The organism is Streptomyces spororaveus (assembly GCF_016755875.1).
In the GTDB taxonomy this organism is placed as follows: Bacteria; Actinomycetota; Actinomycetes; order Streptomycetales; family Streptomycetaceae; genus Streptomyces; species Streptomyces spororaveus.
Genome location: NZ_BNED01000005.1, coordinates 4,977,207 through 5,001,251, shown reverse-complemented (window position 1 = coordinate 5,001,251; position 24,045 = coordinate 4,977,207). Strand labels below are relative to the sequence as shown.

Here is a 24,045-nt window from a genome sequence, read left to right as displayed (position 1 = left end):
GGGGTGGCGGGGCCGGTTCGCCGGTCCCGCCACCCCGCGCGTCTGTGTTTCGGGCCGTTCCCCAGCGGCGCCGCCCGCTTCGGTGGCAGTCTGCTCAAGACCAGATACGCAGAGAGAACAGCTGCAACGACAGAAGAAGGCGGAGGTGCCGTTCACGTGGCGTCCAATGTCAATCCCACCGTCCGACGCCGCCGACTGGGCATGGAGTTGCGCAAGCTCCGCGAGGACAAGGGCATGACGGCCGAACAGGTCGCCGAGCGCCTCCTCGTCTCCCAGTCGAAGATCAGCGGACTGGAGAACGGCCGCCGCTCCATCAGCCAGCGCGATGTCCGTGACCTCTGCGACGTCTACGAGGTCGAGGACCGCCGCCTCATCGACTCGCTCATGCAGATGGCCAAGGACTCCCGCCAGCAGGGCTGGTGGCACGCCTTCGGCGACATCCCGTACAGCGTCTACATCGGCCTGGAGACGGACGCCGCCAGCCTGCGCACGTACGAGCCCCTGGTGATCCCGGGGCTGCTCCAGACGACGGAGTACGCCCAGTCCCTCGTCCGCGGCGCGTGGCCGGAGACCGCCCCGGCCGACGTCGACAAGCGCGTCCAGGTCCGGATGCACCGCCAGAAGCGGCTCTCCGAGACGGAGAACAACAACCCTGACCTCGGCCCGCTGCGGCTGTGGGCCGTGATCGACGAGGCAGCGCTGCGCCGGCGCGTGGGCGACGCCCAGTTGATGATCCGGCAGCTCGAATACTTGATAGAGCAGTCGGAGCAGCCGCACGTCACGGTGCAGGTGATGCCCTTCGAGCTGGGCGCGCACCCCGGCGTGAACGGCCAGTACGCGATCCTGGAGTTCCCGGACGCGTCCGATTCGACCGTCGTCTACATCGAGGGCGTGACGAGCGACCTGTACCTGGAGAAGGCCAACGACGTCCAGAAGTACAGCGTGATGTACGAGCACCTGCGCGCGCAGGCCCTCAACGTCGACCAGACCCGCGACTTCATCTCGGGGATCATCAACCAATATGCAGACAAGGGCGCATAGCGGCCGGATACCACCGATATCCACCGTGTGCGCGGCGAGCGGGCCGGTACGGTACACCGTCACTCCCCAGCCACAGAAGGCTTGAATGGAATATGCCACCCGGTCGGGTGAATGGCCCCTTCACCCGTCAGGAGCTGCCGGTAGCGTCGATCACGTCGGCCGGAACATTGGCCGACGGGACACCGGAACCACCGGAACTACTCGCTCACCGGAGAGAAACATGGCTATTCGCCAGGGCGCCACGGCCAACTGGATCAAGTCCTCCTACTCCGCCAACGGCGCCTGCGTCGAGGTCAAGTCCCCTGTCATGGAGGCCATCGCCGTCCGCGACTCGAAGGTGCAGGACGGACCGTCCCTCACCTTCGCCCCCGACTCCTGGACCTCGTTCGTCGCCGACGTCACCGAGGGCCGGCTGGGACGCCTCGCCTGAACGTCACGGCGCGTCCCGACCGTCCTCGCCGTCCCTACCGTTCGGTCTCCGCGTCCGGCACCAGCACCGGCGGGACCGGCTGCCGCATCACCCGCACAGCGGGCGGCACCCGCAGAACCAGCATCACCTGCGTCACCCGCGTCACCCGTGTCACTGACTGGAGCCCTCTCGACCGACCCGCCGTCTTGGCCGAGGGGGCTCGGCCATGCCCGGGGCGCCGAAGGCTCCCTCAGCGCAGCTGATCGACGTAACGGTCGGTCCCCGGCACCGTCGGGATGAACGGCGCCACCAGTTCCACCCGCCCCAGTCCCGCCTCCGCGACCTCCGTGTCCAGCCCCTGGAAACGGTCCCAGCAGGTCCGGGGGTCGTCCTGGAGGAACCACAGCAGCGTGAGGCGGGTGTCCACCCCCTCCACCTGCTTGACGTACGTCATCCGGTCACCGGGCAGCGGAGTGGGGCGGAAGACCGTCACCATCGCGGCCGGGCCGCCGTGCAGCCGCTTCGGCAGGGCGCGCGAGCGCAGCCACTCCAGCAACTCGGCCCGCTGCTCGGGCCCGTCGGCGTCGACGACCTGGACGACGAGGCCCTCGTACGGGTGGTCCAGGGCATGGAAGTCCCGCGGGCCGGCGGCGCCGTCGCGGTAGACGGTGGCGGCGTGGTCCTGGAAGGACGTGAAGACGTGGGTGCGGTCCTGGTAGACCCGGCCGTCGCGGTTCAGACGCTTGTTGATGCCGACGGTCCACTTCATGTGCTCGTCGTAGCGCCCCTGGGTGACCCAGTACGTCGATATGTAGCAGCCCGCGGTGACGGGCTGGGCGACGGCCGACTTCTCGGGGTAGCGCAGCTCCTGCAGCTCGCGGGTGGCCACCCAGCGGCGGCCCGCGTACATCCAGGGCATGGCCATGGCGCCGGCGTAGTAGTGGTCGTCCTCGTACCAGCGGTTGTACGCGTACTCGTGGCCCGGGTGCGGTTCCACCATGGTGATCAGCGCATGGCCGGGGCGGACTCCGTAGGGGCCGACGGCCGCGAGCTCGGCGTAGTCCTCGACGCGGGTGTCCTGCTGCGGGTCCTGCTCTCCTGTCGTCATGGGAACGGTCTAGCTGATGCGGCATCAGATGGGGAGGGGTCGGGGGGCCGGGGAGCGCCGGCGGCCGGGCCACCGGTCCACCGGTCCACCCCCTGATATATACGTGCCGTCTACAACTTCCCTCGCTACGATGCGCGCACCCGCCTCCTGAAGGAGCTGCCCGTGCCCGCCGCCGCAACCACCACCTCCACCCCCGCCGCCGTCGCACCGCCGCCCGCGTTCGCCGCCCGCGCCACCTCCGTGGAGGGCTCCCCCGTACGCGAGATCCTCGCGCTGACCGAACGCCCCGGGATCATCTCCCTCGCCGGCGGCCTGCCGGCGCCCGAGCTCTTCGACACCGAGGGCCTGCGGACCGCGTACGAGGCCGCCTTCTCGGTGTCCGCGCGGCGCGCGCTCCAGTACTCGACCACCGAGGGCGCACCGGAACTCCGCGAGGCCGTCGCCGCCCGGGCGAGCGCGCGCGGGCTGCCGACCGGCCCGGACGACGTAGTCATCACCTCGGGCTCGCAGCAGGCCCTCACCCTCATCACCGCCACCCTGGTCGAACCGGGTGACGTGGTGCTGGTCGAGAACCCCACCTACCTCGCCGCCCTCCAGTGCTTCCGGCTGGCGGGAGCGCGGGTGGTGGCCGTGCCCTGCGACGCGGAGGGCATCCTGCCGGACGCGCTGGCGGACGTCGTCGCGCGCGAGCGGCCGAAGCTGCTGTACACCGTTCCCACCTTCCAGAACCCGACGGGCCGCACCCTCCCGGCCGCCCGCCGGGCGGCGGTCGCGGACACGGCGGCGCGGCTCGGGCTGTGGCTGGTGGAGGACGACCCGTACGGGGAGCTCCGCTACGAGGGCTCCGACGTCCCGTGGCTCGCCGCGCACCCGGGCGCGGAGGACCGTACGGCCCTGCTCGGCAGCTTCTCGAAGGTCATGGCTCCCGGCCTCCGGCTGGGCTGGCTCCGGGCCCCCGCGGCGCTGCGGCGTGCGGCGGTGGTCGCGAAGCAGGCGGCGGACCTCCACACCTCGACGGTGGACCAGCTGGCCGCGGCGCACTACCTCGCGGCGGTGGACCTCGACGCGCACATAGCCGCGGTCCGTACCGCCTACCGCGAGCGGCGCGACGCCCTGCAGAGTGCCCTGAGCCGGACCCTGGAGGCGGACTGCGAGTGGAACCTGCCCGCGGGCGGCATGTTCACCTGGGCCCGCCTGCCGGAGGACCACGACGCGGCGGACCTCCTGAGGACGGCCGTGGCCCACGGCGTCGCCTTCGTCCCGGGCGCCCCCTTCTACGCCACCGCCCCGGACCCCCGGACGCTGCGCCTCTCCTTCACGACGCACACCCCGGCCGAGATCACCGAGGGCGTCGGCCGGCTGGGCGCGGCACTGGAGGAATACGAGGACAAGCGGCTCCGGTGACGTGGCCGGTGGCGGTAGCGGTAGCGGTAGCGCCGCCGACGCCACCGCCCTCAGTGCTGCAGGGCGACCTTGAGCAGCACGATGAGCACCCCGAGGAAGAGGTTGATCGCGCCGGCCAGCATCATCATCCGGCGCGAGGCCCCGGCGCGGGCGGCGGCCACGGTGGCCCAGCCGACCTGGCCGACCAGGGCGACCACGAGCGCCAGCCACACGATGCCCTGGTGCCCCAGGCCGAACAGCGGGGCGACCAGCGCGGCGACGGCCGGTGGGACCGCCGCCTTGATGATCGGGCGCTCCTCCCTGGCCGTACTGCGCACCACGCCCCAGCTCAGGTGGTGCGCCATGCGCACCCCGAAGAGGCTGGCGAAGACGTGCGCGGCCCAGAACACCACACCGGTACCCAGCAGCAGCGCGACGAGTTCCAGCCGCGGGAAGTTGCCGAGCGTCCCGGCGCCGACCACCACGGAGGCGGCGAGCAGGGAACCGTAGACGGCGCCGCTGTAGTCCCCGCGCCCGGGCTCCCGCTCCGGGGCCCGCTCCGGGGCCGGCTCCGGGGCCGGCTCCGGGCCGTCCGAGGGCGCTGTCACGCGACCTTGGCCTGCGTGGTGGGCCACTTGAGTTCGATCTCCATCTCGATCTCCCCGTCACCGATCTCGACCTCGATCTCGGTACGGAGCTCATCGGGGACGCGCAGACTCATCTTCCCGGGGCCGAGTTCCAGTTCGGCGTTGCCGCCGTGGCGCAGCGCCTCGGCGAGGGCGGCGAGCTGATCGGCGGCCTCGAGGCGGGAAAGGGAACTCTTCTGCTCAAACTTGAGGTCCTTCACGGATGTCTCCAATCCGCTACGAACACCGGGTAAGGCTCATTGTGACGCCGCACCGGAGGTCGGGCATCCCGGGCTTCAACCGGCCGCGCCGGCCCCCGGCCGGTTCAGGGCCAGAGCGAGGACCTCGCTCCACTGCATGGGCGGGGCGGCCTCCGGGGCCCCCGGGCGGAGCCTGGGGACCCGTACGCGCAGTGCTCCGGGGCGGATGGAGCAGATCACGGGTGTGGGCATGGTGAGCGCCTCGCCGTCCACGGCGACGGCGACGCGCTCCGCGGCCGATCCGATGACGACCTCGCGGGAGGTGAGCAGGTGCAGGCCCGCCGCCCTCGCTCCGCGCAGGGCCACGTCGGCCGCCTGGGCGGCGTTGTTCACCCGGATCCCGACGACTCCGAGCACGCCGAGGTCGAGCCGGGACCTGCGGGCCCCCATCGGTTCGGGGGACGAGTACGGGTTGTTGCTGACCAGCAGCGCCTGCTGGGCCTCCAGCCGCGTCCCGTCGGTGGCCGCGTCGAGAGTGGTGCCGGCGTAGCCGAGCAGGAGGTCCGGCAGTGCGGCCAGGGCCGAGTCCGCCTTGGCGTCCCGGTACTCCGGCCGCTGCACGATCTCCGCGTAGACGCCGAAGGAGGCGGTGTTGACGAAGGCGTGGCCGCCCACGACCCCCAGGTCGACCCTGAGCTCCTCCCCGTCGGCCAGTGCGTCCAGGCAGCGGGCGGGGTCCTCGCGGTCCAGCCCGAGGTCCATCGCGAAATGGTTCCGGGTGCCCGCGGAGATCACGAGGAACGGCAGGTCGTACTCGGCCGCCACCTCGGCCACGCGGGCCTGGGTCCCGTCGCCGCCGGCCACCCCGAGCAGGTCCGCGCCCTCGGCCACCGCCTGCCGGGCGAGAGCGGCGACGTCCGTCACGACCTCCGGGTCCAGCAGCACCACCCGGGCGCCGAGGGCCTCGCTCTTCTCGACGAGGCCGAACCGGCCGACCTTCCCGCCGCCGGACTTCGGATTCATGATCAGCACCGGGTGCCGGGGCGCGGCCCGTGCGACGGCCCGCATGCCGTCGGGCCGCCGCGCGGCGCGCAGCGCGGTACGCGCGCAGGCCACGGCGGCCGCCCAGAGCGCGATGGCGACCAGCGCCGTGGGCCACAGGTCCGCCTGGGCGTAGATGAGCAGGATGGCCACCGGCGCGCCGACCACCAGCAGGGTGCCGACCAGCCGTACGACCCCGCGATGGGACACCACCCACCAGGTCCCCATGGCCGTGAGCGCCGCCCCGGCCACCCCGACGACGAGGACGAGCAGCCCCCCGACGATCCCCTCGGCGACCAGGGTGAGCGCCGCGAACACCGCACAGACCACGGCCAGCAGGGCCCAAGGCCGAGCCCGCCGGGACGCGCCGGAAGTATGCGGGAGTGCCATGCCCTCACGTCCTCGCCTCGTGCCGTGGATCTCCACCACGAGGGTGTGGTCCTCTCCGATCATCCCCCGAGGAGCATCGGCCGTCGACGCGACGCAGCCGGGGCGACGCCACTTAAGGAGAGCGGGAGATTTAGTTACTCATGCAACGAACGACCTCGCCATCGGCCCCGTGAGGCCAATGGAGCACCCCTCAACCACCAGCACTCTTGCCTCCGGCACCCACATCGCCGACCAGGGATTCGACGCGCCTGGCGAAATGTGCGCGCTACCGAACAGTAAATTTCGCCGACATGCCAAGCCGTGCAAAAGTGAGTTCGATCAAGGTGTACGGGGGCTGGGGTGGGGGGGTTCGACGAGGAGTGGAGCCGCCTGCGGGCCGCTGCCGTCCAGGCAGCCGACGGACCGGCGGTAGCCGATCCGGCGGTAGCCGATCCGGCGGTAGCCGATCCGGCGGTAGCCGATCCGGCGGTAGCCGATCCGGCGGTAGCCGATCCGGCGGTAGCCGATCCGGCGGTAGCCGATCCGGCGGTAGCCGATCCGGCGGTAGCCGATCCGGCGGTCGAAGCACGAGAGGCGGTACTGGAGCGGCTGGCGGAATTCCGCAGCCAGGTGGTTCTGGTGCCGCTGGACGTACGAGACGGCCTGTGGACGGCCGAACTCGGGGGGCTGGACTGGATCTGCGCGTTCTCGGACGAGGAGGCGCTGGCCCGGTTCGCCGAGGCGCGCGGCGAGGGCGACCGGGAGTGGGCGTACCGGCGCGTGGTCGGTGCGCGCCTGCTCGACGAGCTGGTGCCGGCGCTGGACTTTCCGTGCGGGGTCGCGTGGAACGCCGCGGGGCCGGACGGGCTGGCGTTCCCGCCGGTTCGAGGGATCGTGCCGGATGCCGCGGCACTCGACGGGGGGATGGCCGCATGAGCGGGGACGGGTCGGATCTCGATGTCTCGAAGCAGGCGTTGGCGCTGATCGCGCAGGGAATCACGGCGAGCCTGGCCGAGTTGAAGGAGCTCGGGTCGGTGGGCACGGCGAGCATGGGCGGCGGCTTCACCGAGCTGGCTCTCTCGGGGATGGAGACCGGGCACGAGAGCCTGGCGTCCACTCTGGGCACGTTCTGCGAGCGCTGGGGCTGGGGGGTGCGCTCGCTGGTGCAGCAGGGGAACATGTTCGCCCTGAACGTGGGGCTGTCGGCCGGCGCGGTGTACGAGCAGGACCAGTACATCCAGGGCAGCTTCAAAGTCGTGGCGAACGCGGCACTCGGCAACCCGTACGCCGAGGAGAAGGACATCATCGCCAAGGACTGGGGCGAGGTCCTCTCCGACAACCCGATCACCCAGATCAAGAACGCGGACTACGAGCCGGAATCCTTCGCACACGCCTCGGAGAACGGCAACGAGGCCTGGAAGAGCGCGGTCCGGGACCTGAACAGTTCCGACATCCTGCTGTCCAACCAGATCATCGATGCGGTCGGACTGCGGGATGAGGCGGACGCACTGGTCGACGGCACGGTCGGCCCGGCACCCGAGGCACAGCCGGGCGGTGCGGGCCGATGACGGACTGGGGCAGGCTGGTCGACAAGGGTCTCGACGCGATCGACGAGAAGGTCGATTCAGCCAAGAAGGTCATCGGCCACGGCGTCGACAGGGCCACCGACGAGGTGGGCGGCCTCCTCGATCGTGCGGGCGCGCACGGCTGGGCGGACACGGTCGAGGACTTCGGCGACGGACTGGCCTCCCGGCTCGGCGCCTCGGTACCCGAACAGCAGCTCGGCGAGAGCGAGCAGGCCAACGAGCTGATCCACGGCAAGTCGTCGGCGCTCCGGGAGTCGGCCAAGCATCTGGCGGACTTCCGGGCGGCGTTCGAGCGGGTCGGCCAGGGCATGAAGGCCCTCGACTCGGACCAGTGGAAGGGGCAGGCGGCCGACGCCTTCCGCGCGAAGTTCGCCCTGCATCCCACCGACTGGCTGCGCGCCTCCGACGCATGCGAGTCGGCATGCGCTGCGCTCAGCCGGTACGCGGAGACGGTGGAATGGGCTCAGAAGCAGGCCCAGTCGGCCATCGACCTGCACAAGGCCGCGGTGAAGGCGACGAAGGAAGCCCACGACGCACACGTTGCCAAGGAGGACGCCTACAAGGCGGCGGCGCAGGCCGGCCGTGATCCCGGCCCGATCCCTGTCGAGGGCGCCGATCCGGGTGCAGCAGCCCTCAAGCGGGCCAAGGAGATCCTGGAAGAGGCCCGCAGGCAGCGCGACGAGGCGGCCATGACGGCTGAACGCACGCTCAAAGCGGCCATGGAGCACGCCCCGGCTGAGATGCCGGCGACGGACCGGCTGATGGCCCAGATCACCGACTACGCGGGCTCGGAGGTGTTCGAGCTCACCCACGTCGTGGGCGGCGTGGCGAAGGGCACGGCGGGAACGCTGAACTTCGCACGCAGCGTGAACCCCTTCGACGTGTTCAACCTGACGCACCCGGCCGACTTCCAGCAGAACCTCAACATGACGCTGGCCGGTCTCGTCTCCACCGCGTCCCACCCCGAGCGCATCCCCGGCCCGATGATCGACAGCTATATGGCGGACCCCAGCGAATTCAAGGGCCGCATCCTCCCCGATCTCATCGGCACCAAGGGCCTGCCCACCCTCCGGACCGGGCTGCGATTCGCCGAGAAGACGGCGAGCAAGGAAGCGGCGCGGACGGCCGCGAAGGCCGAAGCCGAGGCCGCCGCCCGCCGCAAGGCGGGCCTGAAGTGCGACGGCGACCCGGTCGACGTGGCGACGGGCCGGATGATCCTCCCGCAGACCGACCTGGTCCTCCCCGGCGCGCTGCCGCTCGTCTTCACCCGCACCTTCGAGTCCTCGTACCGCGCGGGCCGCTGGTTCGGCCCGAGCTGGGCGTCCACGGTCGACCAGCGTCTGGAGATCGACGAGGAAGGCGTGATCCTCGTCCGCGAGGACGGCAGCCTGCTCGCCTACCCGCACCCCGAGCCCGGAGTCCCCGTACTCCCCGGCCACGGTCAGCGGTGGCCGCTCGTCCTCGATGCGGACGGCGGCTACACGGTCACCGACCCCGAGTCCGGACACGTCCGCCACTTCACGGACGAGGGCCTCCTCAGCCAGCTCGACGACCGGGGCGGCGCCTGGATCACGTTCGAGTACGACGCGTCAGGCACCCCGACCGCCCTGTCCCACAGTGGCGGCTACGAGGTGCGCCTCGGCTCGTCGGAAGGCCGAATAACCGGCCTCGCCCTCGCCGACGGCACCGAAGTGCTCCGCTACGCGTACACGGATGGCCACCTCACCCACGTCACCAACTCCTCGGGCCGCCCGCTCCGCTTCGGCTACGACGAACTCGGCCGGATCACCTCCTGGACCGACACCAACGACCGCCACTTCGACTACGTCTACGACGAGCAGCACCGCTGCACCGCCCAGTCCGGCACCAACGGCCACCTCGACGTCCGCTTCGCCTACGAGGACGGCTCCACCACCTACACCGACTCCCACGGCCACGAGACCCGGTACCTGGTCGACGACCGCGCCCGGATCACGGCCGAGATCGACCCGACGGGCGCGACCACCCGGTTCACGCACGACGCGTACAACCGCCTCCTGACCCGCACCGACGCGCTCGGCCACACGACCCGCTACGTCTACGACGAGCAGGGCCGGCTCACCACGGTGGTCCGCCCCGACGGCCGTGAGGTACGGGCCGCGTACGACGCGCTGGGCCTGCCGGTCACGGTGATCCAGCCCGATGGCCGGGTCACGCGGGCGACGTACGACGAGCGCGGCAACCGCACCTCCGCCACCGCGGCGCACGGGGCCACGAACCGCTTCACGTACGACGCCCGCGGCCACCTGGCCTCGGTGACGGACGTCCTGGGCGCGGTCACGACGGTCCGCTGCGACCCGGCCGGCCTGCCCATGGAGATCACCGACCCGCTGGGCGCCACGACCACATACACGCGCGACCCCTTCGGCCGCCCGGTCACCGTCACCGACGCCCTCGGCCACACCACCCGCCTCACGTGGAGCGTGGAGGGCCGCCTGCTCCGGCGGGAGACCGCGGACGGCGGCACGGAGTCGTGGACCTACGACGGCGAGGGCAACTGCACCTCCCACACCGACCCGATGGGCGGGCTGACGCTCTCCGAGTACGGGGACTTCGACCTCCTCACGGCCCGCACGGGCCCGGACGGCGTCCGCCACTCCTTCACCCACGACACCGAGCTGCGCCTCACCTCGGTCACCAACCCCCAGGGCCTGACCTGGACCTACGCCTACGACCCCGCCGGGCGACTGGCCTGCGAGACGGACTTCGACGGCCGCACGCTGAGCTACGGCTACGACGCCGCAGGCCGCCTGGTCTCCCGTACGAACGCCGTCGGCGCCACGACCACGTACGCGCACGGTGCCCTCTCCCAGCTCCTGCACAAGGAGACGGCGGACGGCATCACGTCGTACGAGTACGACGACTTCGACGAGCTCGCGCGGGCGGTCTCGCCGGACGGCACCACGCTGACCCTGCAACGGGACCTGTACGGCCGCGTCGTCTCGGAGACGGTCGACGGACGCACCCTCACCCGCACCTACGACGTCGCGGGCCGCCGGGCCGGCCGCACCACACCCGGCGGGGCCTTCTCCGAGTGGACGTACGACGCGGCGGGCCGGCGCAGCGCCCTCAGCGCCTCGGGCCGCACGCTGACGTTCGAGCGGGACGCCACGGGCCGGGAGCTGACCCGCACCATCGGCCCGGACCTGGCCCTGGCGCACGCCTACGACCCGGTGGGACGTCTCACCGACCAGCACCTCGTCGGCCAGGACGGCCGCACCCTCCAGCGCCGCGGCTACAGCTACCGCGCGGACGGCGCCCTCACGGCGATCGACGACGCGCTCGCCGGTCCCCGCACCTTCACCCTGGACCCGGCAGCCCGGGTCACGGCGGTCGACGCGTCCGACTGGACCGAGCGCTACGCCTACGACGACGCCGGCAACCAGACCAGCGCCTCCTGGCCGTCCCGCCACCCGGGCGCGGAGGCTCAGGGCGCGCGTGATTACGAGGGCACTCGCATCACCCGCGCCGGCTCGATCCGCTACGAACACGACGCCCTCGGCCGGGTCACCCTCCGCCAGAAGACCCGCCTCTCCCGCAAGCCGGACACCTGGGCCTACGCATGGGACGCGGAAGACCGCCTCGTCGGGGTCACCACCCCGGACGGCACGCGCTGGCGCTACCGCTACGACGCCCTGTCCCGCCGCACGGCCAAGCAGCGCCTGGCGCCCACCGGCGAGGTCGTGGAAGAGGTCCTCTTCACGTGGGACGGCACCACCCTCTGCGAGCAGACGCAAGGCCCGGTCACCCTCACCTGGACCCACCACGGCCTGCACCCGCTCACCCAGGCGGAGAGCGTCCTCGGCACCACGGACGACCGCTTCTTCGCCATCGTCACCGACCTCATCGGCACTCCGCGCGAACTGATCGACGAGTCGGGCGAGATCGCCTGGCGCGCCCGCTCGACCCTCTGGGGCTCCACCACCTGGACCCGCGACGCCGTGGCCTACACGCCACTGCGCTTCCCGGGCCAGTACTTTGACCCCGAATCGGGCCTCCACCACAACTACTTCCGCACGTACGACCCCGAAACGGCCCGCTACCTCACCCCGGACCCCCTGGGCCTGGCCCCGGCCCCGAACCCGGCGACGTACGTCCACAACCCTCACACGTGGTCGGATCCGTTGGGCTTGACACCGTGCCCCGAGCTCGGGCTCAGCGAAGCAGCTCAGCGCGCGATCGAAAAGCTCGAAAACATCAAGCCGGACCCCATAGGAGAAATAAACTCCCAGCCGAATCACAATCACTACGACGCCGCACGAAGAGAAGCCGCCGGGGAAGTCGTAGCGAGAAAGAAGGACGGAACCCCGTTCGATCACATACAGGACCTGTCCCAGGCCAGAAGCGCACTCGACAGCGTAAGGCGGACGCTGGAGCGCGAGATTTCCAACCCCCCAGACACCCTAACCGAACGCGGGCTCGAAGTGTTGATCAACAAGCGGAAGGAAACCATTCGAATGCTGGACCGACTCAATGGATTCCTCCATTCAATCGGCCACAGATAGCCCCCGACCACACACGAAGGCTGCAGATGAAGAAAACCCAAGAACGCAACCGAACCATCGAGGAACTCGAAGGGGATAGCTGGCCGGAGCCGCCGACCGAGTCAACGAGCCTGGTCAAGGCCATCCACCGGTTGCGGAAGCGTCCGATCGGCGAGTTGACGGCGTATGAACTCGGACGCCTCATCGGGCAGGACGTCGGGCTTCGATGGACACTTCCACTGGCAGTCGAGATTCTCCATGACAGCGCACCGTCCCAGAGCGAAGGAGGGTTCTACGACGATGACCTATTGTCGGCAGTACTCACCCGAAGAGCAGAGACCTGGGCCGACCACCCCGACCTCGCGAGAGAAATGCGGGAGGTCTTGAGTCTGCTGGCCGACATTTCTCCGTACATTGAACGCGACCGAGCGCAATTTCTGAAGAATTCCACAGAGTGATCCGACGCCCATGAGGGAAACCGCGTGCCGCCTCGTCGGGGCGCGCCATGGCCCATGCCGTCGCCGCGGTGCACCGGGCCGCGGGGACCGGGCAGGCGCTGGCCGGTCGTCTGTACCGCAGCAGCAACCCGCACGTGCGGGCGCTTCTCGCCGAGGCACCCCGGGGGATGGCACATGTCCGGCGAGCCGCCGTGGGGCGTTCGCGGTCGGTGACCGCGGTGGCCCGTCGCCCTTCCGCGCCTCGGGCGCACACCCGGTCGGCGCGGCCGGGACCGGCGGCGGCCTCCGCCCCCGCCACTCTTCGGATCCGCACCCCTTCACACCGCCCCGCCCGCGCCGTAGCCTGACGCACCGTCAGATATCCCGTGTGCCCGGAGGTCCGTCATGCTGCTGCGAGGGAAGACCGTCATCGTCTCCGGGGTCGGGGCCGGGCTCGGGCACCAGGTGGCCGCCACCGTCGTGCGCGACGGCGGGAACGCCGTGCTCGGAGCGCGGACCGAGGCGAATCTCGCCAAATCCGCCGCCGAGATCGACCCCGACGGAGCGCACACCGCCTACCGCGCCACCGACATCACCGACGAGACGCAGTGCGCGGCCCTCGCCGAGCTCGCGCTCACCCGTTTCGGCCGGATCGACGCCGTCGTCCACGTCGCCGCCTGGGACTCCTACTTCGGGGGCCTGGAGGACGCCGACTTCGGGACCTGGCAGCAGATCATCGACGTCAATCTGCTGGGGACGCTGAAGATGACCCGCGCGTGCGTGCCCGCACTCAAGGAGCGCGGCGGGTCCGTGGTGATCATCGGGACGCAGTCGGCCGTCGCCGCGCCCAACGAGGTGCAGCAGGCCGCCTACGCCGCCTCCAAGGGGGCGCTGACCTCCGCCATGTACTCCATGGCCCGCGAGCTCGGCCCGCACCGGATCCGCGTCAACACCGTGCTGCCCGGGTGGATGTGGGGCCCGCCCGTGCAGGCCTTCGTCACCTTCACCGCCCACACCGAGGGCGTCCCCGAGGCCGAGGTGCACGCCCGCCTCACCCAGCGGATGGCGCTGCCCGATCTGGCCACCGACGGGGACGTCGCCGACTCCGTCGCTTTCCTCGCCTCCGACCGGGCCCGGGCGGTAACCGGCCAGTCTCTGCTGGTCAACGCCGGTGAGCTGATGCGGTGACCCGCTCCACGCCCGGATCACCGGATCGTATGCTCGGCCCATGACCACTCCGAGTGACGCACCGACCGACAACGCGATGCGCCGCGCGCTCCGGCGGGCCCGCGACGGCGTCGCGCTCGACGCGACCGAGGCGGCCGTACTCCTCCGGGCGCGCGGCGAGGCCCTCAGGGACCTCGCCGCCTCCGCCGCACGGGTAAGGGACGCCGGGCTCGCCGCCGCCGGGCGCCCCGGTGTCATCACGTACTCCCGCAAGGTCTTCATCCCCCTCACCCGCCTCTGCCGCGACAGGTGCCACTACTGCACCTTCGTCACCGTCCCCGGAAAGCTGCGCAAGAGCGGGCACGGGATGTACCTCTCCCCCGACGAGGTCCTCGACATCGCCCGCCAGGGCGCGGCGATGGGCTGCAAGGAAGCCCTCTTCACCCTGGGCGACCGCCCCGAGGACCGCTGGCCCGAGGCCCGCGAGTGGCTCGACGCGCACGGCTACGACGACACCCTCGCCTACGTGCGCGCCATGGCGATCCGGGTCCTGGAGGAGACCGGCCTGCTGCCGCACCTCAACCCCGGCGTCCTGTCCTGGTCCGATCTCCAGCGCCTCAAGCCCGTCGCACCGTCCATGGGCATGATGCTGGAGACCACCGCCACCCGCCTGTGGTCCGAGCCGGGCGGTCCCCACCACGGCTCCCCCGACAAGGACCCGGCCGTCCGGCTGCGGGTGCTGGAGGACGCGGGCCGCTCCAACGTCCCCTTCACCACCGGCGTCCTCATCGGTATCGGCGAGTCCTACGAGGAGCGCGCCGACGCCTTCTTCGAGCTGCGCCGGATCCAGCGCGCCTACCACGGCATCCAGGAGGTCATCGTCCAGAACTTCCGCGCCAAGCCGGACACCGCCATGCGCGGCATGCCGGACGCGGAGCTGGAGGAGCTGGCCGCCGCCATCGCCGTCGCCCGGCACATCCTGGGCCCGAGCGCCCGCATCCAGGCCCCGCCGAACCTGGTGGACGCCGAGTACGCGCTGCTCATCGGCGCCGGCATCGACGACTGGGGCGGGGTCTCCCCGCTGACCCCCGACCACGTCAACCCCGAGCGGCCCTGGCCGCACATCGAGGAGCTGGCCACGCGGACCGCCGCCGCCGGCTTCGAGCTGCGCGAACGCCTCACCATCTATCCGGAGTTCCTGCAGCGCGGCGAGCCCTGGCTGGACCCGCGCCTGCTGCCGCACGTCCGGGCGCTGGCCGACCCGCAGTCCGGGCTGGCCGACGAGGGCGCCGCCGTCGAGGGCCGGCCGTGGCAGGAGCCGGACGAGGGCTTCACCGCGTACGGACGCACCGACCTGCACGCCACCATCGACACCGAGGGCCGCACCGGCGACCGCCGCGACGACTTCGACGACGTGTACGGGGACTGGGAGGCGCTGCGGGAGGCGGCCGCGCCCGGGATGGTCGCCGAGCGCATCGACACCGACGTTCGGGGCGCCCTCGCGCAGGCCGCCGACGATCCGACGAAGCTGACGGACGCCCAGGCGCTGGCGCTGCTGCACGCGGACGGGCCGGCCCTGGACGCGCTGTGCCGCATCGCCGACGACCTGCGCAGGTCGGTCGTGGGCGACGAGGTCACGTACATCGTCACGCGGAACATCAACTTCACCAACGTCTGCTACACCGGCTGCCGTTTCTGCGCCTTCGCGCAGCGCCGCACGGACGCCGACGCCTACACCCTCTCCCTCGACCAGGTCGCCGACCGGGCCGCCCAGGCCTGGGACGTGGGCGCGGTCGAGGTGTGCATGCAGGGCGGCATCCACCCGGACCTGCCCGGGACGGCCTACTTCGACATCGCGCGCGCCGTGAAGCAGCGGGTCCCCGGCATGCACGTGCACGCCTTCTCGCCGATGGAGGTGGTCAACGGGGCGACCCGCACGGGGATGTCCGTACGGGACTGGCTGACGGCGGCCAAGGAGGCGGGCCTGGACTCGATCCCCGGTACGGCGGCGGAGATCCTGGACGACGAGGTCCGCTGGGTGCTCACCAAGGGCAAGCTGCCGACGGCGGACTGGATCGATGTGATCACCACCGCGCACGAGCTCGGGATCCGCTCCTCGTCCACGATGATGTACGGGCACGTGGACCAGCCGCGGCACTGGCTCGGTCACTTCCGCACCCTGGCCCGGATCCAGCAGCAGACCGGCGGTTTCACGGAGTTCGTCACGCTCCCCTTCATCCACACCAACGCGCCCGTGTACCTCGCGGGCATCGCGCGGCCGGGTCCGACGGTCCGCGACAACCGGGCGGTGACGGCGATGGCCCGGATCCTGCTGCACCCGCACATCCCCAACATCCAGACGAGCTGGGTGAAGCTGGGGGCGGAGGGCGCGGCCGAGATGCTCCGGTCCGGGGCGAACGACCTGGGCGGGACGCTGATGGAGGAGACCATCTCGCGCATGGCCGGGTCGAGCTACGGCTCGTACAAGTCGGTGCAGGACCTGATCGCCGTGGCGGAGGCGGCCGGACGGCCCGCGAAGGCCCGTACGACGCTGTACGGGGAGGTGCCGCGGGAGCGGCAGGACGCGGCCCGCGCCTCGGACGGGCACCTGCCGGAGCTGCTGCCCGTACTGGACTGAACGCGGACGCGCGGACGGAGGGGAGCCGGTGACCCGGCTTCCCTCCGCGGCGGCGCGTGCCGGGTCTCGGCCGACGGGGATCAGCCGACGAGGAGGTCCTTCTTCAGCTCCTTCAGTTCGCGGGCGTCGATGCCGAGCCCGTCCCTGAGGTAGCGGTCGAAGGAGCCGTACTTCGACGCGACCTCGTCGTAGCCCGCGTTCAGGTACTCGGGACGCACGTCGAGCAGCGGCTTGTAGACGGCGGCCTGCTGGGCGGGCAGGCGGGAGAGGATCGCGTCGTTGGCGGCCTTGCGGTAGTCGTTGCTGGCCAGGTAGTCGGCCTCGACGGTCTCGCGGGGCACGCCGAGGGCGGTCAGCAGGGTGGCGCCCGCCCAGCCGGTGCGGTCCTTGCCCGCCGTGCAGTGGAAGAGGACGGAGCGGGCGCGGTCGCGCTCGATGCCTTCGAAGACCTGGGTGTACGCCTTCTTGCCGCCGGCGCCGGAGACCATCGCCCGCTCGGCGTCGACCATGGCCTTGACGGCCTCGTCGGGGGTGCGGGGCATGGTCTGGAAGGAACCGGAGCCCGCGAAGACGTCGGCGACGACGTAGGCGGCGCCCGTGGGCACCTTGTCGGCGTCCTTGGTGCGCTCGTCCTCCATGCGGAGGTCGAAGACCGTCCTGACGCGCAGGCGCTGGAGCTTGGCGAGGTCGTTCCCGGTCAGCTTGTTCAGGGCGTCGGAGCGGTAGATCTCGCCCATCTTGACCCACTGGCCGGTGCTGGTGCGGTAGCCGCCGGCGTCACGGAAGTTGGCGGTGCCGTCCAGCTTGATCAGGCGGTCGGCGAGGCGCAGGCCCTGGCCGTGCCCGGGCTTGAAGTCGAACCACTGGCGGTCGGCGGCGGGCAGGCCCGTGACCACGGCGCGGCCCTGGGAGCCGCCCTTCGCGACGACCTTGCCGTTCGCCCTGATCTGGACCCGGTCGGTGCCGCGGGCCTTCCACTGGAGGGTGAAGGAGCCGTCGGCCCCGGCGGTGACGGTGGCTTCGGTGAACGGGACGGCGGACCGGTCGTGCCGGTCCCAGCCGGTGGCGGAGGCGAGCGGGGCCGCGACCAGGGAGACGGTGACCGCGGAGGCGACGAGGGTCGCGGCGAGGAGGGCCTTCTTCATGGCTCCGAGGCTGGGCGGCCGCGGAGAACGTCCGATGAACGAGGCGTGACCGAAAACGACCGGCTCGAAGGCGACTGGCAAAACGTGCCACCTGCCGGGTCGCGGCCGGAAGTGTTCGGATTCTGGCCGATCTACGCTCACTTACGGGACCCGTGGCCGACCACTTCCGGATTCGACCGATCCTGTCCACTACAGTGCGGGTTCGCGTGCGCGGCGGGTACGGGCAGGGACGCCGGCATCGAGTGGACTGGTCAGCGGGGGGCGCGGTGCCGGGAATGGACGCAGTGAACAGCACGAACCACGGTTCCGGCAGCCCGCACACCGCCCCGCCCGCCCCCGGACCACCGCCCGGCCCCGGCCCGATGGTCGTCGTCCCCGCCCCGGGCGCAGGCCCGCAGGGCGCAGGCCCCGCCGGACCCCTGCACGTCCACGCCGCCCCGGCGCCCGGCCCCGGCCCCAAACCGGTGGACGGTGCCGCCCTTGCGGGCGCCGGCCACGCAGACGGACCCGCCGCCTCAGGTGCCGGCCCGGCAGGAGGAACCGGCCCGTCGGGCGGGACCGCCACCGCGGGTGCCGGCCATGCGGCCGGCGCCTCCGCGGCAGCCCCCGCGCCCGGCCCCGGCCCGCAGGGCCACGGCCCGGGCGAGAGCCCCGGGGGCGACGCGCCCGCCGCACCCCTGCACGTCCACGCCGCCCCCGCCGCGCCCCCGCGCGGCCGCGCCGCCCCGGGCGGTCCGGGCCCCGCCGGGGCGAACCGCACGCTCGGCCGCGGCATCGCCACCGGCCTCTGGGGTCGCGTCGAGCAGCAGGACTTCCGCAGCCGGGTCCGCGGCACCCTCCTCGGCTCGGCCCTCGGCGACGCCCTCGGCGCACCCGCCGCCGACCTCTCCCTCACCGCCCTGCGCGAGGCCCACGGACCGGACGGCCTGACCGGTCCGGCCCCCGCCCTCGGGCGCCGCGGCCGGGTCACCGCCGCCACCCAGCTCTCCCTCTTCACCGTGGACGGGCTGATACGGGCCCACGTACGCCGTGACACCGGCGCCTGGCACCCGCCCACCGACATCCACCGCGCCTACCTGCGCTGGGCCGCCACCCAGCACGACTGGGGCCCCGACGAGCGCCGCAAGGACAACGGCTGGCTCGCGCAGGAGGAATGGCTCTACGCCCGCCGCGCCCCGCACCGCGCCTGCCTGACCGGCTTCGCCGACGACGTCCTCGGCACCCTCGACCAGCCGAAGAACCCCACCGCCCGCGACGCGGCCGCGGCCACCCGCTCGGCACCCTTCGGGCTGCTGGTCGGCTGGGAGCCCACCCTCGTCCTCCAGCTGTCCGTCGAATGCGCCGCGCAGAGCCACGGCCATCCCACCGCCCACCTGTCGGCCGGGGCCGTCGCCGTCATCGTCCACGGCCTGGTCCGCGGCGACTCCCTCGACTCCGCCGTCCAGCGCGCCCTGGGCCTGCTGGGCTCCCGCCCCGGGCACCAGCCCGTCACCGACGCCCTGCAGCGCGCCCTGGCCGCCGTCACCCAGGGCTCGCCCGGCCCCGACGCCGTCGAAGCCCTCGCCTGCGACGGGGCGGGCGACGGATCCGACGCCGCCGGCGCCCTCGGCGCCGCCGTCTACTGCGCCCTGGTCGCCGAGGACGTCCCGCGGGGCCTGCGCCTCGCCGTCAACCACGGCGGCGACTCCATCGCCGCCGGCGCCCTGTGCGGGGCCCTGCTCGGCGCCCTGCACGGCGAGACGGCCCTCCCGGCCGCCTGGCTCGCCGAGCTCGAAGGCCGCTCCGCGCTGCTGGAACTCGCCGACGACTTCGCCCTGGAGATGACCCAGGGCCCGAGCCTGCACAGCCCCACCGCCGCCTCCCCGGGCTGGCTCGCCCGCTACCCGCGCGGCTGAACCCCGACCCCCGCACCTGACGCCCCCTCAACATTCGGGGGTCCAGCCCGTACCGTGGCGGGTCCCACGTCTCGGAGGTGCCAGAGCCCATGCGGATCGCCACGACCATCTTCCTCACCGACCGCACCATCTCTCCCGTCGGGCTGGCCCACAGCCTCGAAGAGCGCGGGTTCTCCGGCCTCTACCTCCCGGAGCACACCCACATCCCGGTCACCCGCGAGACCGCCGCGCCCATGGGCGGCGAACTCCCCGAGATGTACGGGCGCACCCTCGACCCGTTCGTCGCCCTCGGCCAGGCCGCCGCCGTCACCGACCGGCTCCAGCTCGGCACCGGCATCACCCTGGTCTCCCAGCACGACCCGATCGGCCTCGCCAAGCAGGTCGCCACCCTGGACCACCTCTCCCACGGCCGTTTCACCCTCGGCATCGGTTACGGCTGGAACGTCGAGGAGGCCGCCGACCACGGCGTCGAGTGGCGCACCCGCCGCGACCTGGTCCGCGACCGGATGGCCCTGATGCGCGCCCTGTGGTCCCCGGAGCCCACCGCGTACGTCGGCCAGTACTGCTCCGTCCAGGCCAGCACCGCCTACCCGAAGCCGGTCCAGCCCCCGCGCGAACTCGGCCCGGGCGCCCCCCTGTACGGCCCCCGCACCCTGATCGGCGGCGCGGCCGGCCCCAAGCTCTTCGCCGCCATCGCCGACCACGCCGACGGCTGGCTCCCCATCGGCGGCGGCGGCCTCACCGAGTCCCTCCCCGTACTGCGCCGGCTCTGGGAGACCGCCGGACGCGACCCGAAGTCCCTCCACGTGGTCCCGTACGCGGTCCGGCCGACCCCGGGCAAGATGAGCCATTACGCCGACCTCGGCATCGAGGAGGTCGTCCTCCAGCTCCCCTCGGCGTCGAAGCCGGAAGTCCTGCGCACACTGGACGAGTTCGCCCAGTACCTCTGAGCGGCCTCCTGGTCCGCCGAAATCCCCTCGCCGACGCGCCACCACCCCGCCGATCATGACTCCATGACGAACCGAGCGGCGGACGGCGTGGACCGGGACAGCGAGAACCAGTGGGCGGCGCTCCCGGAGGGCATCCGCAGGCAGGCCGACGGATACGTCCTCCAGGACCGCTACATGCAGGCCGTCAGGCTGGTGTGGGACGCCGGCCGCGCCGGTGACGTCGGCCTGAAGCAGGCCCAGCTGATCGTGAGCATGCGCTACGAGCACCACGGGGACCGGGTGGCCCGCACCCCCGACTGCCCGATCGACTTCGACTCGCTCGCCGCCCTCGCCCACGGCATACCGGGCCGGGTGGTGGCGATAGAGGCGGTCTGGGACGGGGACACGGTGCACGACTGGTTCGTGAACCTGCTGGCCCTCACGGAGGAGCCCGTCGGGCAGAAGTGCCTCGCCACGATCTACTGGGGCACGGCGGTCCGGGCCCTGGGCGACGCCGACACCGGCGGCCTCCACCCCTCGGCGACCGCTGCCACCCACGCGGGCACCGCCCTGGCCGAGCACCTGGGCGTCCCCTTCCACTTCGCGAGCCCGGACACCCCGGACGAGGAGGCTCCGCGCTGGCGTAGCTGACCTCAGCCCGCCCAGAGCTCCGGTACGCCGTCCAGGAGCACCACGGCGGCGACGGGCTCCCCGGCGGAGGAGCGGCCCAGCCAGACGGGATGGACGCCGTCCGAGCTCAGGCCGAAGCCGGCCAGCCCGACGCCGGAGCCGGGCTCGCGGGTCCGCAGGAAGAAGTCGGAGTCGGTGCCTATCGTCCAGCCCTCGTCGTCGTGGTCGTGGAGCGCCGCCACGAAGCGCCGCTGGAGCGACCGCCACGCCCCGGCATCGGCGAAGGCGCCCATCGCGGCGTCCGTACCGAAGCCGTACGCCTCGCCCTCGCGCAGCAGCCACGGGTCGTCGCCCGGCCCCAGGAGCATCTCCCAGGACACGGCGGGGCCCTCGCCGAGGTGCACGCGGACGGCGGTGCCCTCCGCACGCTCGCCCTCCTCCGCGGCCTGGGCCTCGTCCAGCCGGTACTCCCCCGGCGGGACGGCGAGGACCAGGCGCGGCTCGTCGTCCTGCGCGGGGCATCCGATGCCCAGCAGCCCGCCGGGCAGGCAGAGGGTCCCGGCGGGCCTCGGCTCCGTGGAGGTCATCACGCCGCCGTAGGGGCTCGCCATGGCCATACCGGGTTGGAACAGCCTGCCGAAGTCGACCGAGGTCTCCATGGGGGACGGCACCCGCCGCCAGGACACCGGTGCTTCCGGTGTCCCGGCGGTGGCCAGGTGCTCCCGTACCCACTGCGGCAGGTGGTCGTCGGCCGTGAACGGCCGCCACCCGCCGAAGGCGGGCCGGGCGGACCAGCACTGGTCCTCCGGGACGGTGAGCTCCGCCTCCAGCGAGGAGCCGCGCACGCCCGTGGGCCGGTGCGCGATGCGCCCGGTGCCGTCGGAGGCGATCTCGACCACGGTGCGCGGACAGTCCTGGGCGGACTCGGCGGTCGCCGGACCGGGATACTGCCAGCCGGTCAGGCGCCGGTTCAGCAGCCGGTCCTCCTCCACCAGCATGCTCAGGTCCGCTTCGAACGTCCGACGGCCCTGCTCGTCGTACGCCCACACCTCGACCAGGCCGCTCCGCCAGGACACCCGCCGCACCACGGCCGGCAGCGCCCGCCCCGGAACCCGGTGCAGCACGGCGTACGTCAGCCCGGCGGCGTCCCGCTCCCGCGCCTCCCCGGCGGACAACTCCCGCCCCGCCACCCGTGACAGCGGGTCCCACCCGTCCGCGTACTCCATCCGCATGCCGCCGCCCCCGTCCGCTCGCGCCCGTTCCCGCACCTGATCGCACGATAAGGGCTGCCACCGACAGCGCTCGGGGCGGACGCCTACGTCCGCCTCCCGGCCCGGTGCGTCAGCTCGGCCCAGACCGTCTTGCCGATCAGCCGGTCCCGTACGCCCCAGCCGACGGCGACGGCGTCCACGATGCGCAGGCCGTAGCCGGATTCCGCCTGGTAGGCGTGCGGCCGTACGGCGGGGCGCCGGTCCGCGCGGCCGTCGGAGACCTCGATGCGCAGCACGCCCTCCAGCAGGGTCATCCGGAGCTCGAAGTCCCGCCCGGGAACGCGCCCGTGGAGCACGGCGTTGGCGGCGAGTTCGGCCACGACGAGTCCCGCGTCGGCGGCGAGCGCGGTGGTTTCCGGGATGCCCCAGTCGTGGAGTTCGACGAGGGCCAGCTGTCGGGCGAGGCGCGCCCCGCGGCGGGTGCAGCTGAAACGCTGAGTGAACACGCGTACGAGGGCCCGGGCGGAGCCGGAAGGTGCGGTCATGGCGTCAACATCCCGCTTGGCCTGGGTCGTTCAACACCAAGCGGACTCGTACAAACCAACTGTACGAGTTCACTCCCTGGACAGTGGAAGTAACGATGCGTGAGCATTTCCCCCGGGGAGGTGACCGCCATGGTGAGTGCCGACGGCAGCGGTGACGGCGAGGTCGAACCGGACGACAACCTGCGCAGCTTCGGCGAGACCGTCAAGGCCTCCCGCAAACGCGTCGGCCTGACCCAGGAGCAACTGGCGCCGCTGATCGGGTACTCGGTCCAGTACGTCGGGTCCGTGGAACAGGGCCGGCGGCATCCGTCGAAGAAGTTCATCACCAAGACCGAATCGGTCCTGGACACCTTCGGCGTCATCGACATCGCGGCCCGGCAGCTGTCGCGGCGACGCGGCCTGGCGTCCTGGTGCCGCCGGTGGGCGGAGCTGGAGGAGGGCGCCGTCATCCTCAACACCTACGAGTGCCGGTCCGTCCCGGGGCTGCTGCAGCCGGAGTCGTACGCGCGGGCTCTGGTGGACGCCGTCCTGCCGCCACCCACCGCCGAGGAGGTCGAGGAGCGCATCACGGCCCGGCTGGAGCGGCAGCAGCTGCTGTTCCGCACCCCGTACACGGTCTTCAGCTTCATCGTCGACGAGGCCGTGATCCTGAGGCAGACCGGTGGGCCGGAGGTGACCCGACAGCTGATCGACCACATGCTGGAATGCGCGCAACTGCCCAATGTGGATCTGCAGATCATGCCGCTCGTCAGCCCCGAACACGCGGGTCTCGGCGGCCCCTTCCGCCTCCTCGAAACCCAGGACCACGAGTGGGTGGGCTACACCGAAGGGCAGCAATCGGGCCGTGTCCTGACTGACCCGAAAGACCTGAGTCTCCTTCACCTGCGGTATGCCAAACTTCGCATCCAGGCCCTCAACCCTGCCGACAGCAGGGCCCTGTTGATGCGAATGCGAGGATCCCTGTGAACAGCTCCCCACTCAGCTGGTTCAAGAGCAGTTACAGCAGCGGCGACGGCGACGACTGCGTCGAGGTCGCCGCCCGTGCCGGCCTCGTCCACGTCCGGGACTCCAAGGTGACGGCCGGGCCCGAGCTGGCCGTCACGGGCGCGAGCTGGGACGCCTTCCTGGCGGAGGTCACCGCGAACACCTGAGGCTACAGAGG

At 72.1% G+C, this 24,045-nt stretch carries 21 protein-coding genes; 14 read left to right on the top strand and 7 right to left on the bottom strand.

Features of this window, described 5'->3' with window-relative positions; translation table 11 throughout:
* The first annotated feature begins 156 nt into the window (after positions 1 to 156).
* Both Sspor_RS25035 and Sspor_RS25030 read left to right on the top strand, forming a co-directional pair.
* On the top strand, positions 157 to 1,041 hold the full coding sequence (locus tag Sspor_RS25035; RefSeq protein WP_202201127.1) for a helix-turn-helix domain-containing protein: 885 nt from the start codon (positions 157 to 159) through the stop codon (positions 1,039 to 1,041).
* A gap of 220 nt (positions 1,042 to 1,261) precedes the next feature.
* Positions 1,262 to 1,471, top strand: a complete 210-nt coding sequence (locus tag Sspor_RS25030; RefSeq protein ID WP_202201126.1) for a DUF397 domain-containing protein — start codon at positions 1,262 to 1,264, stop codon at positions 1,469 to 1,471.
* Between the two features lie 229 nt (positions 1,472 to 1,700).
* On the opposite strand, the gene Sspor_RS25025 is transcribed toward Sspor_RS25030, so the two are convergent.
* On the bottom strand, positions 1,701 to 2,558 hold the full coding sequence (locus Sspor_RS25025; protein ID WP_202201125.1) for a hypothetical protein: 858 nt from the start codon (positions 2,556 to 2,558) through the stop codon (positions 1,701 to 1,703).
* Between the two features lie 162 nt (positions 2,559 to 2,720).
* Between Sspor_RS25025 and Sspor_RS25020 the strand changes: the two genes are divergently transcribed.
* The gene (locus Sspor_RS25020) at positions 2,721 to 3,962 is read left to right on the top strand and encodes an aminotransferase-like domain-containing protein (protein ID WP_202201124.1); all 1,242 of its coding nucleotides are present in this window, start codon (positions 2,721 to 2,723) and stop codon (positions 3,960 to 3,962) included.
* Positions 3,963 to 4,012: 50 nt separating this feature from the next.
* Here Sspor_RS25020 and Sspor_RS25015 read toward each other — a convergent pair whose 3' ends face one another.
* The 3 genes from Sspor_RS25015 to Sspor_RS25005 all read right to left on the bottom strand — a co-directional run bounded on the left by Sspor_RS25015 (position 4,013) and on the right by Sspor_RS25005 (position 6,198).
* A complete protein-coding gene (locus Sspor_RS25015) occupies positions 4,013 to 4,549 on the bottom strand; it encodes a hypothetical protein (protein ID WP_373318820.1) in 537 nt (178 codons plus the stop codon).
* Positions 4,546 to 4,788 (bottom strand): amphi-Trp domain-containing protein, encoded by a 243-nt coding sequence (locus Sspor_RS25010; RefSeq protein ID WP_202201123.1) that lies wholly within the window; start codon positions 4,786 to 4,788, stop codon positions 4,546 to 4,548. The genes Sspor_RS25015 and Sspor_RS25010 overlap by 4 nt, the downstream gene beginning before the upstream one ends.
* Positions 4,789 to 4,863: 75 nt before the next feature.
* Positions 4,864 to 6,198 carry a diacylglycerol/lipid kinase family protein gene (locus Sspor_RS25005; RefSeq protein ID WP_202201122.1) on the bottom strand — a complete coding sequence of 445 codons (1,335 nt, stop codon included), beginning with the start codon at positions 6,196 to 6,198 and terminating at the stop codon, positions 4,864 to 4,866.
* Positions 6,199 to 6,537: 339 nt separating this feature from the next.
* On the opposite strand from Sspor_RS25005, the gene Sspor_RS25000 reads away from it, so the two are divergent.
* The 6 genes from Sspor_RS25000 (at position 6,538) to Sspor_RS24975 (ending at position 16,528) form a co-directional block, all read left to right on the top strand.
* Complete coding sequence (locus Sspor_RS25000) at positions 6,538 to 7,113, top strand: hypothetical protein (RefSeq protein ID WP_202201121.1); 576 nt, start codon at positions 6,538 to 6,540, stop codon at positions 7,111 to 7,113.
* Positions 7,110 to 7,745 carry a hypothetical protein gene (locus Sspor_RS24995; RefSeq protein WP_202201120.1) on the top strand — a complete coding sequence of 212 codons (636 nt, stop codon included), beginning with the start codon at positions 7,110 to 7,112 and terminating at the stop codon, positions 7,743 to 7,745. The genes Sspor_RS25000 and Sspor_RS24995 overlap by 4 nt, the downstream gene beginning before the upstream one ends.
* Complete coding sequence (locus tag Sspor_RS24990; RefSeq protein WP_202201119.1) at positions 7,742 to 12,307, top strand: putative T7SS-secreted protein; 4,566 nt, start codon at positions 7,742 to 7,744, stop codon at positions 12,305 to 12,307. The genes Sspor_RS24995 and Sspor_RS24990 overlap by 4 nt, the downstream gene beginning before the upstream one ends.
* Before the next feature lie 26 nt (positions 12,308 to 12,333).
* Positions 12,334 to 12,744: a contact-dependent growth inhibition system immunity protein gene (locus Sspor_RS24985; protein ID WP_202201118.1), complete on the top strand. Its 411-nt coding sequence runs from the start codon at positions 12,334 to 12,336 to the stop codon at positions 12,742 to 12,744.
* 384 nt (positions 12,745 to 13,128) lie between these two features.
* The gene (locus tag Sspor_RS24980) at positions 13,129 to 13,911 is read left to right on the top strand and encodes an SDR family oxidoreductase (protein ID WP_202201117.1); all 783 of its coding nucleotides are present in this window, start codon (positions 13,129 to 13,131) and stop codon (positions 13,909 to 13,911) included.
* Between the two features lie 40 nt (positions 13,912 to 13,951).
* Positions 13,952 to 16,528 (top strand): bifunctional FO biosynthesis protein CofGH, encoded by a 2,577-nt coding sequence (locus tag Sspor_RS24975; protein ID WP_202201116.1) that lies wholly within the window; start codon positions 13,952 to 13,954, stop codon positions 16,526 to 16,528.
* A gap of 80 nt (positions 16,529 to 16,608) precedes the next feature.
* Here the strand turns inward: Sspor_RS24975 and Sspor_RS24970 are convergent, their stop codons facing one another.
* Positions 16,609 to 17,673 (bottom strand): tyrosine-protein phosphatase, encoded by a 1,065-nt coding sequence (locus Sspor_RS24970; protein ID WP_202201115.1) that lies wholly within the window; start codon positions 17,671 to 17,673, stop codon positions 16,609 to 16,611.
* A gap of 773 nt (positions 17,674 to 18,446) precedes the next feature.
* Between Sspor_RS24970 and Sspor_RS24965 the strand changes: the two genes are divergently transcribed.
* From Sspor_RS24965 to Sspor_RS24955, 3 genes are all read left to right on the top strand, one after another.
* A complete protein-coding gene (locus Sspor_RS24965; protein WP_202203844.1) occupies positions 18,447 to 19,568 on the top strand; it encodes an ADP-ribosylglycohydrolase family protein in 1,122 nt (373 codons plus the stop codon).
* Between the two features lie 89 nt (positions 19,569 to 19,657).
* Positions 19,658 to 20,518, top strand: a complete 861-nt coding sequence (locus Sspor_RS24960; RefSeq protein WP_202201114.1) for an LLM class F420-dependent oxidoreductase — start codon at positions 19,658 to 19,660, stop codon at positions 20,516 to 20,518.
* A gap of 63 nt (positions 20,519 to 20,581) precedes the next feature.
* Positions 20,582 to 21,148 carry a hypothetical protein gene (locus Sspor_RS24955; RefSeq protein WP_202201113.1) on the top strand — a complete coding sequence of 189 codons (567 nt, stop codon included), beginning with the start codon at positions 20,582 to 20,584 and terminating at the stop codon, positions 21,146 to 21,148.
* Between the two features lie 2 nt (positions 21,149 to 21,150).
* Here the strand turns inward: Sspor_RS24955 and Sspor_RS24950 are convergent, their stop codons facing one another.
* The gene (locus tag Sspor_RS24950; protein WP_202201112.1) at positions 21,151 to 22,359 is read right to left on the bottom strand and encodes a DUF4241 domain-containing protein; all 1,209 of its coding nucleotides are present in this window, start codon (positions 22,357 to 22,359) and stop codon (positions 21,151 to 21,153) included.
* Positions 22,360 to 22,442: 83 nt separating this feature from the next.
* Positions 22,443 to 22,883, bottom strand: coding sequence for an ATP-binding protein (locus Sspor_RS24945; RefSeq protein ID WP_202201111.1), 441 nt, complete (start codon positions 22,881 to 22,883; stop codon positions 22,443 to 22,445).
* Positions 22,884 to 23,012: 129 nt separating this feature from the next.
* Between Sspor_RS24945 and Sspor_RS24940 the strand changes: the two genes are divergently transcribed.
* Both Sspor_RS24940 and Sspor_RS24935 read left to right on the top strand, forming a co-directional pair.
* Positions 23,013 to 23,849 carry a helix-turn-helix domain-containing protein gene (locus Sspor_RS24940; RefSeq protein ID WP_202203843.1) on the top strand — a complete coding sequence of 279 codons (837 nt, stop codon included), beginning with the start codon at positions 23,013 to 23,015 and terminating at the stop codon, positions 23,847 to 23,849.
* The gene (locus Sspor_RS24935; RefSeq protein WP_202201110.1) at positions 23,846 to 24,034 is read left to right on the top strand and encodes a DUF397 domain-containing protein; all 189 of its coding nucleotides are present in this window, start codon (positions 23,846 to 23,848) and stop codon (positions 24,032 to 24,034) included. The genes Sspor_RS24940 and Sspor_RS24935 overlap by 4 nt, the downstream gene beginning before the upstream one ends.
* Positions 24,035 to 24,045 lie beyond the last annotated feature (11 nt).